A 14,949-nucleotide genomic window follows, 5' to 3' on the forward strand; every position below is an offset into this window, starting at 1 on the left:
TCATGGCATGTTCATCGCGGTTCGCGGTTCCGCCGTCGGTCGCTCGAGGAGACGACGGCTGTCCTGGCCAGATACTTATGTATGAGGCTCTTTATTACCTCGAGAAATATTCATCATCATCGAAATGCTTTGTAGAAATATAGGGCCTTTGCTACAGTCCGCTGCACCGTTCGGACCGGTAGCATTGCGGGGGCCGGACGCCATACCAAACACCACAACTGGGAGCACCAGATGAAATCGATTCGATCCATGCTGTTGATTGGCCTGCTGCAGGCTGCCTTCGTAACCTCGGCATTCGCCGCCGATGGCCTCGCGCAGATCAAGGCCGCCGGGGCCTTCAAGATCGGCACGGAAGGCACGTACGCGCCGTTCACGTTTCACGATGCATCGAACCAGCTGACCGGCTTCGACGTCGAGATCGGCCGCGAAATCGCGAAGCGTCTCGGCGTGAAGGCCGACTTCATCGAAGGCAAGTGGGACGGCCTGATTGCCGGCCTCGACTCGAACCGCTACGATGCCGTGATCAACGAAGTGGCGGTCACCGACGCGCGCAAGGCCAAGTACGATTTCTCGGATCCGTACATCACGTCGCACGCGGCCTTGATCGTGCGTTCGGACAACAACACGATCAAGGGCTTCGACGACCTGAAGGGCAAGAAATCGGCCAACACGCTGACGAGCAACTTCGGCAAGATTGCCACGGCGCATGGCGCGGAAGTCGTGCCGGTGCAGGGCTTCAACGAATCGATCGATTTGCTGACCTCGGGCCGCGTCGATGCGACGGTCAACGATTCGCTGTCGTTCCTCGATTTCAAGAAGCACAAGCCTGATGCGAAAGTGAAGATCGTCGCGCTTGACACCTCCAGCGACAGCGACAGGTCGGCGGTGCTCATTCGCAAGGGCAATCCGGAGTTGCAGGCTGCCATCAACAAGGCGCTCGCCGACATGAAGGCCGACGGCACCTATGACAAGATCTCGAACAAGTACTTCGGTAAAGACGTTTCGCAGTAAAACAACAAAAAGGAGCGAGCCTGAATCATGCCGGCCTGGCTGCATTTGATGGTTGAGTCGCTGGGGCCCCTGCTGTACGCGGGGCTGGTTTTCACCGTCCCGCTCACTATCGTTTCATTCGTGCTGGGTCTCGCGCTGGCGTTCGTCGTCGCGTTGATCCGGCTGTTCGGGCCCGCGTGGTCCGTGGCGATCGTGCGCTTCTATGTCTGGCTGATTCGCGGCTCGCCGCTGCTTGTGCAGCTGTTCGTGATCTTCTATGGCTTGCCGAGCGTCGGGATCGTGCTCGACCCGTTGACGGCGGCCATCATCGGCTTTTCGCTGAACGTCGGCGCCTACAATTCCGAGGTGATCCGCGGCGTGATCGAATCGATCCCGAAAGGCCAGTGGGAAGCCGCCTATTCGATGGGGATGACGCGCGGCCAGGCGTTGCGTCGCGCGATCCTGCCGCAGGCGGCGCGCGTGGCGTTGCCACCGCTCGCGAATTCGTTCATCGCGCTGGTGAAGGACACGTCGCTCGCGGCCGTGCTGACCGTGCCGGAAATCTTCCAGGCGGCGCAGCGCATCGCCTCGGTGACCTACGAGCCGTTGATCCTGTATACCGAAGCCGCGTTGATCTATCTGGTGTTCAGTTCGGTGCTGTCGTCGGCGCAGGTGCGGCTCGAGAAACGCTTTGGCCGCCACGCACTTTTCACGGGCGGAACCTGATGATCAAGCTACAGAAAATCGAAAAGTACTTCGGCGATCATCGTGTGCTCGATTCGATCGATCTGTCGCTCGCGCCGGGCAATGTCACCGCGTTGATCGGTCCGTCGGGCAGCGGCAAGAGTACGCTGCTGCGCTGTGTGAATCTGCTTGAAATTCCCGAGGCGGGCGCACTCGAACTCGGCGACCAACGGATCGAATTCACTCGCTCTGTAAAGCCCTCGCGCGATGCCGTGCTAGCCATCCGGCGCCGCACCGGGATGGTGTTCCAGAATTTCCAGCTGTTTCCGCATCGCACGGTGATCGAGAACGTGATGGAAGGTCTGATTACTGTCCTGAAGTGGGACCGGGAGCGGGCCCGTCAGCGGGCGCATGAGTTGCTGACCAAGGTCGGCATTGCGCACAAGGCAGATGCCTGGCCTTCGACGCTCTCCGGTGGCCAGCAGCAGCGCGTGGCGATCGCGCGGGCGCTGGCGCCCTCACCGGAGGTGCTGTTGTGCGACGAGCCCACTTCGGCGCTCGATCCGGGACTCGCGGCGGAAGTGGTCGATGTACTGCGGCAACTCGCGAAGGAAGGCATGACCATGCTAATGGCCACGCATGATCTGCGGCTGGCGGCATCGATTGCGCGCGACGTGGTGTTCCTGAACAACGGCGCGGTGGTGGAGGCCGGTTCGGCGCGCAATATTTTCACCCGTCCGAAGCGGCCCGAGACGGCCACCTTCGTTTCGACGCTCACGCAAACGCTGCCGGACGACTGGGAGGATTAGCCGGACACGATGCGCGGAGCGTGCCTGCATGCACGGTTCGTCGTCGCGGGGCGCTCGGGGCTGCACGAACGCTGACATGCCAGCGTCTCGTTTGCGAGCGGACTGACGCAGGCCGCGATGCTTAATTCAACGGCTTCACGAACTTCAGCGTCATCCGGTCGGACTCGCCGATCGCGGCATAACGTGAGCGGTCCACGTCGCCACCGCGGTACGTTGGCGGTAGCGACCAGACGCCGTTCGGGTAATCCTTGCTGTCGCGTGGATTGCTGTTCACTTCGCTGCGTCCGGCGAGCACGAAGCCGGCGGCCTGTACGCGTTCGATCACGTAGGCCTCGGTGACGTAGCCGGTCTCGATCATCTTTTGCACCGGCGTGCCCGGCGGCGCGCGATGCTCCTCGACACCCAGCACACCACCCGGCTTGAGCGCCGCGTAGAAGGCGCGCAGGTTGGCGTCGAGCTGGCCGTCCTCGATCCAGTTGTGGATGTTGCGGAACGTGAGCACGCGGTCGATGTTGCCATTCGACGGAAAGCCGCTGAATTGACCGGCATGCAGCGTGCCGTCAACCACGTTACCGAAGATCGCTGGCGTTGCCGCGAGCTTGCGTTTGAACGCCTCGCGATCGGCCTTTTCTTCTTGTGCGGCCGCCGGCGACGGGCTTTGATATTGCGCTTCGTACAGCGTGCCGTGGTCATGCAGGTAGGGCGCGAGGATGTCCGTATACCAGCCGCCGCCCGGCGCGATTTCGAGCACGGTTTGCGAAGGCTCGACTGCGAAAAACTGGAGCGTCTCCCGTGGATGGCGGTAGACGTCGCGCGCGCTCGCCTTGTCGGTGCGTTGGGGGTTCGCCACCGCAGCGGCCAGCGCGTTGGTGTCTGGCATGGGCGAGGCGCAGGCTGCGAGCAGAACCGCTGTGCAAAGGGCTGCGATCGTGGACTGCATCGCGCGGAGCATGGGTGTGGAGAAGGCGGTCATGTTTCGTGTAAATGAATCCTGGTTTTGCATCCAGCGCTCGGGGCAGATTGCCGGCATCACCGGCCTGATCGAAGGCATCTCGCGAGCGAGGTAGCCGCGCGCCACGCGAGCGCTTGCAACTGGCCTGCGGCAGGCCTGGCCGCAGGGACAGGGTGGAAGATGCCGTTCGTCTCAATACAAGGCCGCGACAGCCGAAACGCGTACCGCGACAGAACGATGAGAATAGCCCTATTATGCTGAAAGCCCTTCCCTTTTTCCTCTGGATGCAAGGCAATCATGCCATCGCAGATCAGGAAATCCAATGAGCAAGACGGTGCGCTTCGGGCGCCCGAAGGCGAGCCGGGAGATCACGAGCCCAGTGTTCTGAGTCGCTATCAGCGCACGTTTTTCTACAGCGCTGGCATTGCGATTTCGTTGATCATCGCGCTGCTTACCGGCGTTTTGCTGTATTCGATGGTCAACGACTACATCGAGCACCGCTACACCGACTTCGCCGTCCGGAGGACGCGCCTGCAACAGGAGTTCCTCGAACGCGAAACCCTGATACGGGCTTATGTTCTGCACTCGGAAGAGATCTGGGTTGCTGAACTCGCCGCGCCAGACTGGCTTCTCGACAGGTTTGCCGCACAACATGGACGTTTGATGGTGCAACAGAGCCCGAGGTTCGGCGCGGTGATGGTATTGGGCGATATTAACCAGCAGCCGCCTGACCCGGAAGTTGCCCGGTATCTGGCGCTTGCGCGCGAGCTGAACTACCGCCTTGGCGCCTTCGCCAAGGTACAGCCCGTTGGTGCTTCAGGATATGCGTATACGCCTGATCATCGGCTCATTGGCATCTTTCCGGCCCCAGAGGTCGGCGACCCGCTCAAATGGAATGGTGTGGAGAGTGTCGATGAGCTCGTCCGCCGCATCGCGCCCGACATTGGCGATCTGGCCGACCCGGCAGTTGAGGCCAGATTGTTTGCCAACCGTGATCCAGTGTGGTTCCCGCCGGCTGCGGATCCGTTTGGCGGGGAACCCGCGTTCAGAGTGGTGATGTCCGCGTTTGCGAAGGGAGGGCCATTTCTCGTCGTAGTTCGCAACTTTCCCGTGAGTTTGCTGCGCGAAGACCTTGCCACGGCACGCCATGACGAAGCCTCAATGATCATCGACTCCGCAGGCAAGGTGATCCTCCTTGACACTGGCCCGACGGGCGGCGCCCGCGGGCTAACAGACCGGATTCTCAGTGCGGAACTGCAGGCCACGCAATCCACGAGAGTGACTCGCCAGTATCTGAGGGGTCTCTTCATTGCCAGTGGTCCAGTGACGAGCGCGGGCTGGAGGCTCGTCTACGGCTTTACGTGGCGCACGATTCTGGTCGAACTTTGGCCGGGCCTCGTGGGCTACACGGCGGCGATGCTGCTCGTGACAGCTTTCTTGTGGACACTCCTGCTGCTGCTCGATCACCGGATATTCACCCCGGGCTATGTGCGCTCGCAGCGGGTTTTCGAAAGCGAGAACCTGAACCGCACCATGGTCGCCGCGGCGCCGTCCGGATTTGCACTGCTATCGTTCGAGCGCGGCGACGTGCTGCTGCAGAACGATTTGATGCGAACCTGCGAGTCGAACACACACCCGGACGAGCCGCCATTGCATATCCAGTTGCATGGCCTCTTCGACCCCGCCAAAGAGGCACCCGCGTGGCAGTCCGATCTCGAGATGTCCCTCAGACTGAAGGACGATCGCGTCGACGACCTGTTGGTCAGTCTGGTTCGAACGAAATACCAGGGGCATGACGTGCTGCTATGCAGCTTCTCCGACATCACTTCCCTCAAGAACACCGAACGAAAGCTCAATGAAGCGCGTGCAGCAGCCGATGCGGCCAATCAGGCGAAGTCGGCTTTCCTGGCCATGATGAGCCACGAAATACGCACGCCGCTCAATGCGATTCTGGGTAATCTCGAACTGCTTGGCCGTTCGCCGTTGTCGGCGTCGCAGAGCGAGCGGTTGCAGGTCATCACGTCTTCGTCTACCGCGCTGCTTGGCATCATTAACGACATTCTCGACTTCTCGAAGGTCGAGTCTGGCCAGATGACCCTCGAGACAATCCGCTTTGATCTCGGCGACACGATCCGTCAGGTCGCTGCGATTTTCGCTCCGATGGCGCGTGAGAAGGGACTCGAATTCGAGTGCTTCATTGACGACTCGCTCGCGCCGCACTACCTTGGCGACCCGACGAAAATCAGGCAGATAGCGGTCAACCTGGTCAGCAACGCTATCAAGTTCACCAGCACTGGCGAAGTGCTGCTCGAGGTATACCTCAAGGACGATACTGTCGATGACTCGCCGGTCATTATCGGCGTGATCGACACGGGTATCGGGATGACGCCTGCCCAGCAGGAGAAGCTGTTTCATGCGTTCACGCAGGCGGATTCGACGATCAACCGGCGCTATGGCGGAACCGGCCTTGGACTTGCGCTGTGCCGGCGTCTAACGGAGCTGATGGGCGGCACGATTCTGGTCAGAAGCGAGCCCGATGTGGGAAGCACCTTCGTCGTGACGCTGCCAATCCGGACTGATACAGGCGCGCCGGCTGATCATGCCGGCGAAGAACCTGTCGGGCCGGAGTCTGTGCTGAACGACGCACAAGCGGTTCGCGTCCTGATCGTCGACGACCAGACTTCGAACCGCGAACTGCTCGCGGCGCAACTCGCGACGCTTGGATACGAAGCAAATGTGGCTGACAGCGGAAGCGCAGCGCTGCGGTGCTTTAACGAGCGGCACTATGACGCGGTCATGACGGATCTCAACATGCCGGGGATGGACGGCTACACCCTGGCGCAATGCCTGCGGGCCCAGAAGGCGATTGCGCCGATCATCGCGATTACGGCCCATGCCGCAGCGGAGGAGCGCGCGCGATGTGAGAGCGCTGGAATCGACGCGGTCCTGGTCAAGCCGGCTCTGCTCGACACGATCGATCAGACCCTGCGTCGGCTGGTCAACGAGGCTGGCAGGCGTCCCGTTAGCAGCGTGTCGACGAGACAGGACATTGCACAGGGTCCGTTGCCCGAGCGGGTGTATGTTGCGCTGACACGCTCGCTCGGGGAATCGCTGGCGACGCTACACGAGGCCCTCAATTCGGGCGACATGAAAACGATGCTTGATCACCTTCACTCGGTGCGTGGCTCATTCGCCATGATTCACGAGACGGAGATGGCGAGCGCCTGCGAGCAGATGGAGCAGCTCGCCAGAAGCAACGACCCCGCCGGGCTGAGTGAGGCGCTGGCCCGCTTCGAGCCGCTTGCCTGGATAGCGCTCGCAAGGCGGGCGACCGATGCGCAGATTGACACGTGACTGCGGTACTTGCGGACCATCGCCGGTTGGTCGAAGACGTGTAGTCAGCGCGGCAATGCGGTCAGGCCTGCTTTTCCTGGACGATTTTTCGTCGGCTTTCACTCGAATGCAAACCATTCCTAAAAATGGGACCTGGTCTACTTTCATTAAGAGAAATATGAAAATCAGCGGAATTTCTGACTGAGAAATATTGGACTAGGCGTATTTGACAATTTCTTAAGATTTTATAGGACTGCGCCTATTATCGGTGGGATGCCGCATGAATAAAGTCTCTGTGGTGTCATCGAGACAAGAGAGATGACATTGGGAAAGCGATACGACAAGGCGTCGTTCTAACTCGATGTTGGCTACGCATCCCACGAGCTGTGAGGCGCGGCCAAGGCGGGCATTTCCGTGATGGATCTCGATCATGGTTTCACGTACATGCCGCCCAGTGCGGATTGAAGCATGCGCTCGCTTCGCATGAGCCGATGGCTTGCGATGTCGTTGGCTTGATGGCTGGCGTGGCCCGCTGTTGATTCATTGGGCTATCCGAATGATTCCAGCCCGCATCCTATCCAGCTGCATCCTTCTATGGAAATCAACCATGAACTCATTCACGATCCGCGTAGTTCTCGCTGACGATCATCCTGTGATCCTCGAGGGCGTGCGTCATGGCCTGGAGAAGAGCTGCACGATCTCCGTGATCGACGCTGTAAAAAACTCGACAGCGCTTATTGCAACTCTGGACCATCATCCCTGCGACGTGCTGGTGTCAGACTATGTGATGCCCGGGGGCGACTATGGTGACGGTCTGGCGCTTTTCTCTCTGATTAGCCAGCGTTACCCGAATCTCAAAATCGTAGTGTTGAGCATGTTGGAGAGTCCAGCGGTCGTGCGCTCGCTACTGGATATGGGGATTCATTGCATTCTGAGCAAAGCCGATTCGGTCGAACACCTGACGACGGCCGTTCATACCGCGTACTCGAATGGCCGTTATTTGTCACCGCGGATGGCGACAATCGCCGCATCGATCAAACCTGGCGTCCGGGGCAGCGCGGCTGGCTCCCCGCTAACAAAGCGGGAACTTGAAGTGGTGCGTTTTTTTGTGTCTGGAATGTCGGTTACGGAAATTGCAGCGCTACTGCATCGCAGCAAAAAGACGATCAGCGCGCAAAAGACAACAGCAATGGTCAAACTGGGTATCGCGCGGGACGCCGATCTGGTGCGTTACGGGATCGAGAGCGGACTGGTGTCGTCCACCATATCCCCAAATAATTTAACGGTGGTGGAGGGAGACAAGATTGCCCCCCAGCAGTTTCATCAGGGCATTTTGCGTTTGTCAGGTCGGTGGTAAAAAGATTGCGCTAAGGACTAGCCATGAATACGGATGACATTACGAGAATACGCGAACTGTTGATCAAATTCGGGGCGTTGTCAAAACGCGAGCAGATGAGATTTCTGTCGAATATGAACGACTTCATGTATGCGTCTCCGCAGCGCAGAAAACAGATGCTGCATGAGTGGGAGGAGTATTACCTGCAGAGAAGTGACTGACACGGATGTGGCGGCCGTTACGGGTCATATGCCGGGACGGATTGCCGTCTTCTGGCCGGCACGCCTGGGTTCGCTGCTGAACGTCTGCCGGGACAAAGCAACCATTCGCTATCCGTCGCATATCGCAGCCTATCGACTACCCGTGGCAAACTGACATTGGCGGATGCCCCTGCCTGTCACTATCATGTAGTATGAAATATCTGCTTATCGGCGCGCCGATGCGGAGAGTGCCCGCGCGTCGTTTGCCGGGCCTTATTGGTTGGGCAGTTTTGCTGGTTTGTGCCAGCGTGTAAATAATTAGTAAAGTGATTGGCCGCCCCAGCGCCGGGTAACCCCTTCACATGCCTCACGCGGCATAGAGGACGTCGTATGGCTTCTCTCACGATCCGTGTTCTACTCGCAGACGATCACCCGGCCATGCTCAGCGGTGTCGAACACGAGTTGTCGGTGATCAGCACGATCCAGTTGATGGGCTCTGCGCACAGTTCGACGGAATTGATCGCCCTGCTCGATGCAAAACCGTGCGACGTTGTCGTGTCCGACTACGCGATGCCGGCGGGCGAGTACGGCGACGGCATCGCGCTTTTTTCCCTGATCCAGCGGCGCTATCCGTCTGTCAAGCTCGTAGTGCTTACCATGCTGGACAATCCGGCGGTGCTTCGCGCGCTCGTGAGGCAAGGCATATTGTGCATCGTCAGCAAATCCGATGCTGTCAGCCACCTTATTCCTGCTGTACATACCGCCTATAGCGGTGGCAGATACTACTCACCGAGAGTCGATGAGATCGTTCAGTCGATCGACTGGAATCGTCGTGGCCGCGGCTCGACGGACGTTCTCAGCCAGCGTGAATCTGAAGTTGTGCGCCTGTTTACATCTGGTTTGACTGTCAATGAGATTGCAGACCGGCTGTGTCGTAGCAAGAAGACGATCAGCTCGCAAAAGTCGAAGGCGATGGAAAAGCTCGGCATTGACCGGGACGTCGATCTGCTGCGCTACGCGATGGAGAACGGCATGGTGTCTTCGTCCGAGCGCACGTCAGGCGGCGAACCCGATATGCCTCTGCCGGAGGGGGGCATGCCCCCTGGTGCCTCGAAAAGCTGATTCGCCCCAACAACCGATGCAGCTTTGACTGCATACTCACATGCGAGATGGCCAGCCCTGTCGGCAAGTGGTCATCATGCGATTTTCCACCGCTTCCGCAACATCTGTTTTCGACATTGCGGGGACGCATATATGAAGCGACTCGCGATGTGAAAGAAGCCATGATTTCAATCCATCGAGCGACGTCATTCTGCGCGAAGCCTGGCACGGTTGTCGTCGATGCGCGGCGTGAAGGCGGCGGGAATTGGGTGGGAATTGGGCGCCCGGACAGCTTCTGCTTGTCAAAACCCTGCCGTTGACCTGCTATGATCGCTGTACATATATACAGCTGTTATTTGAATGCCCGTGCTGACGGATTCTCCCGATCCTCACTACTACCTGCGCAATTTCCAGCGCGCGCTGGCGTGGGTCGACGAGCGCTACGACGACCTGCTCGATCCGGCCGAACACGCTTTCATGCATGCGTTTGACAGCTTGCCGCTGGCCTCGCAGGCGCTCCTCGTGCGGATGCTGATGCGCAAGGGGTCGCTCTTTCGCGCAAGCAGGCTTGTCTACAGCGAAATAGGTTGCCCGCTGGAGGCTGCGCAGCCGCTCGTCGCGCGCGGCTTCGTCGATCCGGACCCGCTCCTCACGCTCGACGAACTGTTCAGCGTCTGCACCCGGCCCGAACTGTCCAGCATGTTTTCCGGCGTCGCCGCCCGATCCAGCATCCGCAAGGCGGATCTGCTCGCGCAGTTGCGCGAACGGCACGGCGACGCGAGACGTTTCGCGCTCTGGTGCACGCAATCGTCCGACCGTGTGCTTCGGGTGGCCGTCACGCCGTTGTGCGACCGCTTGCGGCTGATGTTTTTCGGCAACCTGCATCAGGACTGGTCGGAGTTCGTGCTTGCGGATCTCGGTGTGTTCCAGTACGAAACGGTGGCATTCGCGCCGTCGTCGCGGGCGTTTCAGCAGCGCGCGGATATCGATGTCTATCTTGCGCTGCACGCATGCCGTGAAGCGCTCGATGGCTGGCCGGATGACGAACCGCTGGATGCGCTGCTGTCGTCCGTCGATGCCTGTTCCAGCGCGAACATCTGGCTCGAGACGCGCCGCGCCAGGCTGCTGTTCCGCATCGGCCAGCATTGCGAGCGTCTGCAGGACTGGGCGACTGCGCTGACGGTCTACGAACGGTGCCTGTGGCCGGGAGCCCGTCACCGGCGCATACGGGTGCTCGAGCGCGGCGGCCACTTCGAGCAGGCGTTCGCGCTTGCGGGGCAGGCTGTTGATGCGCCCGAGAGCGATGAGGAAAGCCAGCGCGTGGCGCGCATGCTGCCACGGCTGCAACGGAGGGTCGGGCAGGCGGTTCCGCGTCCGGCCGGGGCGCGCGCTATTGCGCGCAGCGTGCTCACGCTTCCTCGCCCCTCGGAACCCGTCAACGTCGAAGCGGTGGCGCGCGATTATCTGGGGTGCGTCGAGGCGCCGGTTCACTACGTCGAAAACGCGCTGATCAATTCGCTGTTCGGTCTGCTGTGCTGGGAGCCGGTTTTTGCGGCGATCCCCGGCGCCTTTTTTCACCCATTCCAGCGCGGTCCGGCGGATCTGCACGCGCCCGACTTCCACGCGCGCCGCGCCGCGCAATTCGCCGCCTGCCTCGCCCAGCTCGACAGTACGCAATATCGCGACACTATCCTGCGTCACTACGAATCCAAGGCTGGTCTGCAGTCGCCGTTCGTCTTCTGGGGGCTGCTCACGCCGGAGCTGCTGACGCTCGCGCTCGACTGTCTGCCTGCCGCGCATCTGAAGCGCTGGTTTGAACGGCTGCTCATGGACATCAGAAGCAACCGTTCGGGCCTGCCGGATCTCATCCAGTTCTGGCCTGCCGAGCGACGGTACGAACTGATCGAGGTGAAAGGTCCTGGCGACCGTCTTCAGGACAACCAGATCCGCTGGCTGGAATACTGCGTCGAGCACGGTATGCCGGTGCGCGTGCTCGACGTGCGCTGGGCCGACGACGCACGCGCCGCCGCTCCGGTGGGGGCTTTGGCGTGACGTACATCGTCGCCGTGCGTGCGTTGTGCGAATTCGCGGCGAAGCGGGGCGATCTCGATTTGCGCTTCACGCCCGCACCGACGGGGCAGGAAGGCATCGCCGGCCATGCGACGGTGAGCGGCCGGCGCGCGAGCGGCTACGAAGCCGAAATCACGCTGACTGGCGTGCATCGCGGGCTGACCGTGCGCGGCCGTGCGGACGGCTATGATCCCGCGCTCAACCGGCTGGAGGAGATCAAGACCTATCGTGGCGAGCTGGACAGCATGCCGGCCAATCATCGCGCGCTGCACTGGGCGCAGGCGCGCGTGTATGGCCACCTGCTGTGCCAGCAGCGCGGGCTCGCGGAACTGTTCGTCGCACTCGTCTACTTCGATATCGTGAGTCAGAAGGAAACGCTCTTGACCGAGACGCATACGGCGGCCTCGCTCGAAGCATTCTTCGTCGACCAGTGCGAGCGTTTCAGCGACTGGGCCATGCGCGAAGAATCGCATCGCAACGCGCGCAATGCCGCGCTGGCCGCGCTGCCGTTTCCCTACAGCGCGTTTCGCAGCGGTCAGCGTGAACTGGCGGTGTCGGTGTACCGTGCCGCGCGCGATGGCAGGTGCCTGATGGCGCAGGCGCCCACCGGTATCGGCAAGACGCTTGGGACGATTTTTCCGTTGCTCAAGGCGTGCGCGGGCGACCAGCTGGACCGGGTCTTCTTCCTCACGGCCAAAACGCCAGGCCGGGCGCTGGCACTCGATGCCGTCGCAACGCTACGCGCCAGCGCGGGCGGCGGCGAACTGCCGCTGCGGGTGCTTGAACTGGTCGCGCGCGACAAGGCCTGCGAGCATCCGGACAAGGCGTGCCGCGGTGAGTCGTGTCCGCTCGCGCGCGGTTTCTACGACCGGCTCGCCGATGCGCGCAGCGCCGCGCTGGCGTCGGGTCGACTGGATCGCGCGGCGGTCCGTACCGCGGCGCTCGCGCATGATGTCTGTCCGTACTACCTCGCGCAGGAACTCGCGCGCTGGAGCGACGTGATCGTTGGCGACTACAACTACTACTTCGACAGCAGCGCGCTGCTCTACGCACTCACACAGATGAATCAGTGGCGCGTCGCGGTGCTGGTCGACGAGGCGCACAACCTGCTCGACCGCGCGCGCAGGATGTACACGGCGGCGCTCGACCAGACGTCGCTCAGCATCGTACGCAAGACGGCGCCGGCCATGTTGCGCAAACCGCTCGCACGGCTGTCGCGCGAATGGAATGCGTTGAACCGCGCGCAGACGGACGGCTACGCCGTCCACCCTGAAGTTCCCGCGCGCCTGCAATCGGCGCTGCAGAATCTGATCAGCACGGTGACAGAGCAGTTGGCCGAAGCGCCCGCCACCCTCGATGGCAATGCAACGCTCTTGCGCCTCCATTTCGACGCGATGCATTTCGTGGCGCTCGCCGAGCAGTTCGGCACGCATTCGATCTTCGACGTGACGCTCCCCGCTGAACGTCACGCGGGCCGCACAACGACGGGCTCCGTGCTGTGCGTGCGCAACGTGATCCCCGCGTCGTTTCTGGCCCCACGCTACGCTGCTGCGCACGCGACCGTCATGTTCTCGGGCACGCTGAGCCCGCACCGGTTCTATCGCGACACGCTGGGTCTGCCGGAGGATACCGGGTGGCTCGACGTCGACGGTCCGTTCCGGGCTGAGCAACTGACCGTGCGCGTGGCGCGCAACGTGTCGACGCGCTGGCGTGACCGCGAGCGTTCGCTGATCCCGATCGCGGACCTGATCGCCGCGCAGTATGCCGTGAAGCCCGGCAACTATCTCGGCTTTCTGAGCAGCTTCGACTATCTGCAGCGCGTCGTCGCGTTGATGAGTGAGCGGCATCCCGATCTGCCCGTGTGGGCACAGGAGCCGGGCATGGACGAAGCCGGTCGCGAGGCGTTTCTCGCACGCTTTACGACGTCGGGGCAGGGCGTCGGGTTCGCCGTATTGGGTGGCGCTTTTGCGGAGGGAATCGATCTTGTCGGCGAACGGCTGATCGGCGCCTTCATCGCGACCCTCGGCTTGCCGCAGATGAACGCCGTCAACGAACAGATGCGGCGCACGATGGACGCGAAGTTCGGCAACGGCTACGACTACACGTATCTCTATCCAGGCTTGCAGAAGGTTGTGCAGGCGGCGGGGCGTGTGATTCGCACGGAACACGACGCGGGCGTGGTGCATCTGATCGACGACCGCTACCGGCGTGCCGATGTGCAGCAGTTGTTGCCGCGCTGGTGGCACCTGGATGGTGACAGGTGAGTTGACGAGGCCTGGTGCGTACAGGATGTCGGGTTCATGCGATCCTGAGTTTCGGCGCGCCGCTCTGGGTAGCCTTCTTCAGGAAGCCGGCATTCCTCGCGCCACGGGTCGATCTGGTCCTGGAACTCGGCGGCCCGCAGGCGCTGCCGGTCCAGCGCGCCCTTCGTCCGTGTCAGGCTGGCAGCCCGTCAGCATTGAGGGTGGGTATCGCGACCGTACGCTACAATTGCCGACGGCCTGAACAACGGATAATCAATGAAGACTCGGACTCTATCTATCGCATGTGCGACGATCGGCGCCGTCCTGGTGGCCGGATGCACGGCCGCGTACAAGAACTCGGACGCATGCGCACAGACGATGCGGGGGAAATTCGCCGAAACGTCCGACCAGAAGCTCGCCATTTCGCACACCGGGGTGGGGATCAATGGCACGCGTGTGGTGGTCGAAGGGCAGTTTGAACCGAGTGCCGCCTCGCTTGCCTCAGAAGCTGCGGCGGCTTCTGCCGTGGCGGCGGGAGCAAGCCCCGAAGAGGTGAAGGAGGCTGCTGCCTCGGCGGCCGCCGCGGTTTCCGCTTCCGCGGCTTCCGGTGCCGCGGCAAAACCGGCTGGAAAGAAAAAGAAGGTGGTCAGGGGCGCCGCCGCCGAGTGCACCTTCAACGGACTGAACCTCACCGCGTTCCACTGGCTGGCGCCCGCCGAGCTCGCGCATCCCGCTGACACGTCTGGCGAAGCGGCTGAGTGAAACACTGAATGAGCGTCTTGCAGGCGCGGTCGCCAGCGTCAGCATGAGTGCGTTGGCGGCTCGATCTGGCTTGCGCGGCGCTGTTCAGACGGGCCTTCCCGAACCGATGGGCGTCTGGCTGCGCACGTGCTACGATTCCTGGATGGCTGACGAAGGAGGGCTCGTAATGGACGGCTTTGTCACGCATCAGATCGAAGGCGCCTCTGTCGACATAGACGTCGTTCCCGCAAAACCACACGGTTTCTGTGCCCGGTACCGGATTTTTCGCGACGCCGCCGATCAGCCCGAATGGCATCAGGTGCATGTCTCAGGCAGTACCTTCGACACCGCAGAAGAGGCCGAGGAAGCCGCGCGATCGATGGCGCTCGAACATCTGCTGGCGCGCGGATCATAGCGCGTCGCGCGGCTGCCGCGCGACGTCCCGCCTCGCGGACTGCCCGCTGCGCGGGATGGCGCTTCATTCGCCTCT

12 protein-coding genes are annotated in these 14,949 nt (G+C 61.6%); 11 read left to right on the top strand and 1 reads right to left on the bottom strand.

The window, feature by feature from the left end; all coding sequences use genetic code 11:
* The first annotated feature begins 231 nt into the window (after positions 1-231).
* The 3 genes from B0G77_RS13680 to B0G77_RS13690 are packed head-to-tail and all read left to right on the top strand — an operon-like array spanning position 232 to position 2,483.
* A complete protein-coding gene (locus B0G77_RS13680) occupies positions 232-1,011 on the top strand; it encodes an amino acid ABC transporter substrate-binding protein (RefSeq protein WP_133662608.1) in 780 nt (259 codons plus the stop codon).
* Positions 1,012-1,038: 27 nt separating this feature from the next.
* Positions 1,039-1,716, top strand: a complete 678-nt coding sequence (locus B0G77_RS13685; RefSeq protein ID WP_133662609.1) for an ABC transporter permease subunit — start codon at positions 1,039-1,041, stop codon at positions 1,714-1,716.
* Positions 1,716-2,483 (top strand): amino acid ABC transporter ATP-binding protein, encoded by a 768-nt coding sequence (locus B0G77_RS13690; protein WP_133662610.1) that lies wholly within the window; start codon positions 1,716-1,718, stop codon positions 2,481-2,483. The genes B0G77_RS13685 and B0G77_RS13690 overlap by 1 nt, the downstream gene beginning before the upstream one ends.
* Before the next feature lie 121 nt (positions 2,484-2,604).
* On the opposite strand, the gene B0G77_RS13695 is transcribed toward B0G77_RS13690, so the two are convergent.
* Positions 2,605-3,363: a methyltransferase gene (locus tag B0G77_RS13695; protein WP_243750991.1), complete on the bottom strand. Its 759-nt coding sequence runs from the start codon at positions 3,361-3,363 to the stop codon at positions 2,605-2,607.
* On the opposite strand from B0G77_RS13695, the gene B0G77_RS44210 reads away from it, so the two are divergent.
* From B0G77_RS44210 to B0G77_RS13730, 8 genes are all read left to right on the top strand, one after another.
* On the top strand, positions 3,362-3,550 hold the full coding sequence (locus tag B0G77_RS44210; protein WP_243750992.1) for a hypothetical protein: 189 nt from the start codon (positions 3,362-3,364) through the stop codon (positions 3,548-3,550). The two genes, B0G77_RS13695 and B0G77_RS44210, sit on opposite strands and share 2 nt — an antisense overlap.
* Positions 3,551-3,732: 182 nt before the next feature.
* Positions 3,733-6,789 (top strand): ATP-binding protein, encoded by a 3,057-nt coding sequence (locus tag B0G77_RS13700; protein ID WP_133662612.1) that lies wholly within the window; start codon positions 3,733-3,735, stop codon positions 6,787-6,789.
* Positions 6,790-7,375: 586 nt separating this feature from the next.
* On the top strand, positions 7,376-8,125 hold the full coding sequence (locus tag B0G77_RS13705) for a response regulator transcription factor (protein WP_133662613.1): 750 nt from the start codon (positions 7,376-7,378) through the stop codon (positions 8,123-8,125).
* A 569-nt stretch (positions 8,126-8,694) separates the two neighbouring features.
* Complete coding sequence (locus B0G77_RS13710) at positions 8,695-9,426, top strand: response regulator transcription factor (protein WP_133662614.1); 732 nt, start codon at positions 8,695-8,697, stop codon at positions 9,424-9,426.
* Positions 9,427-9,765: 339 nt separating this feature from the next.
* Positions 9,766-11,457 carry a VRR-NUC domain-containing protein gene (locus tag B0G77_RS13715; protein ID WP_133662615.1) on the top strand — a complete coding sequence of 564 codons (1,692 nt, stop codon included), beginning with the start codon at positions 9,766-9,768 and terminating at the stop codon, positions 11,455-11,457.
* A complete protein-coding gene (locus B0G77_RS13720) occupies positions 11,454-13,739 on the top strand; it encodes an ATP-dependent DNA helicase (protein ID WP_133662616.1) in 2,286 nt (761 codons plus the stop codon). The genes B0G77_RS13715 and B0G77_RS13720 overlap by 4 nt, the downstream gene beginning before the upstream one ends.
* 255 nt (positions 13,740-13,994) lie before the next feature.
* A complete protein-coding gene (locus B0G77_RS13725) occupies positions 13,995-14,480 on the top strand; it encodes a hypothetical protein (RefSeq protein WP_133662617.1) in 486 nt (161 codons plus the stop codon).
* 142 nt (positions 14,481-14,622) lie between these two features.
* Complete coding sequence (locus B0G77_RS13730; RefSeq protein WP_243750993.1) at positions 14,623-14,874, top strand: hypothetical protein; 252 nt, start codon at positions 14,623-14,625, stop codon at positions 14,872-14,874.
* Positions 14,875-14,949 lie beyond the last annotated feature (75 nt).

Source organism: Paraburkholderia sp. BL10I2N1, from assembly GCF_004361815.1.
Taxonomy (GTDB): domain Bacteria; phylum Pseudomonadota; class Gammaproteobacteria; order Burkholderiales; family Burkholderiaceae; genus Paraburkholderia.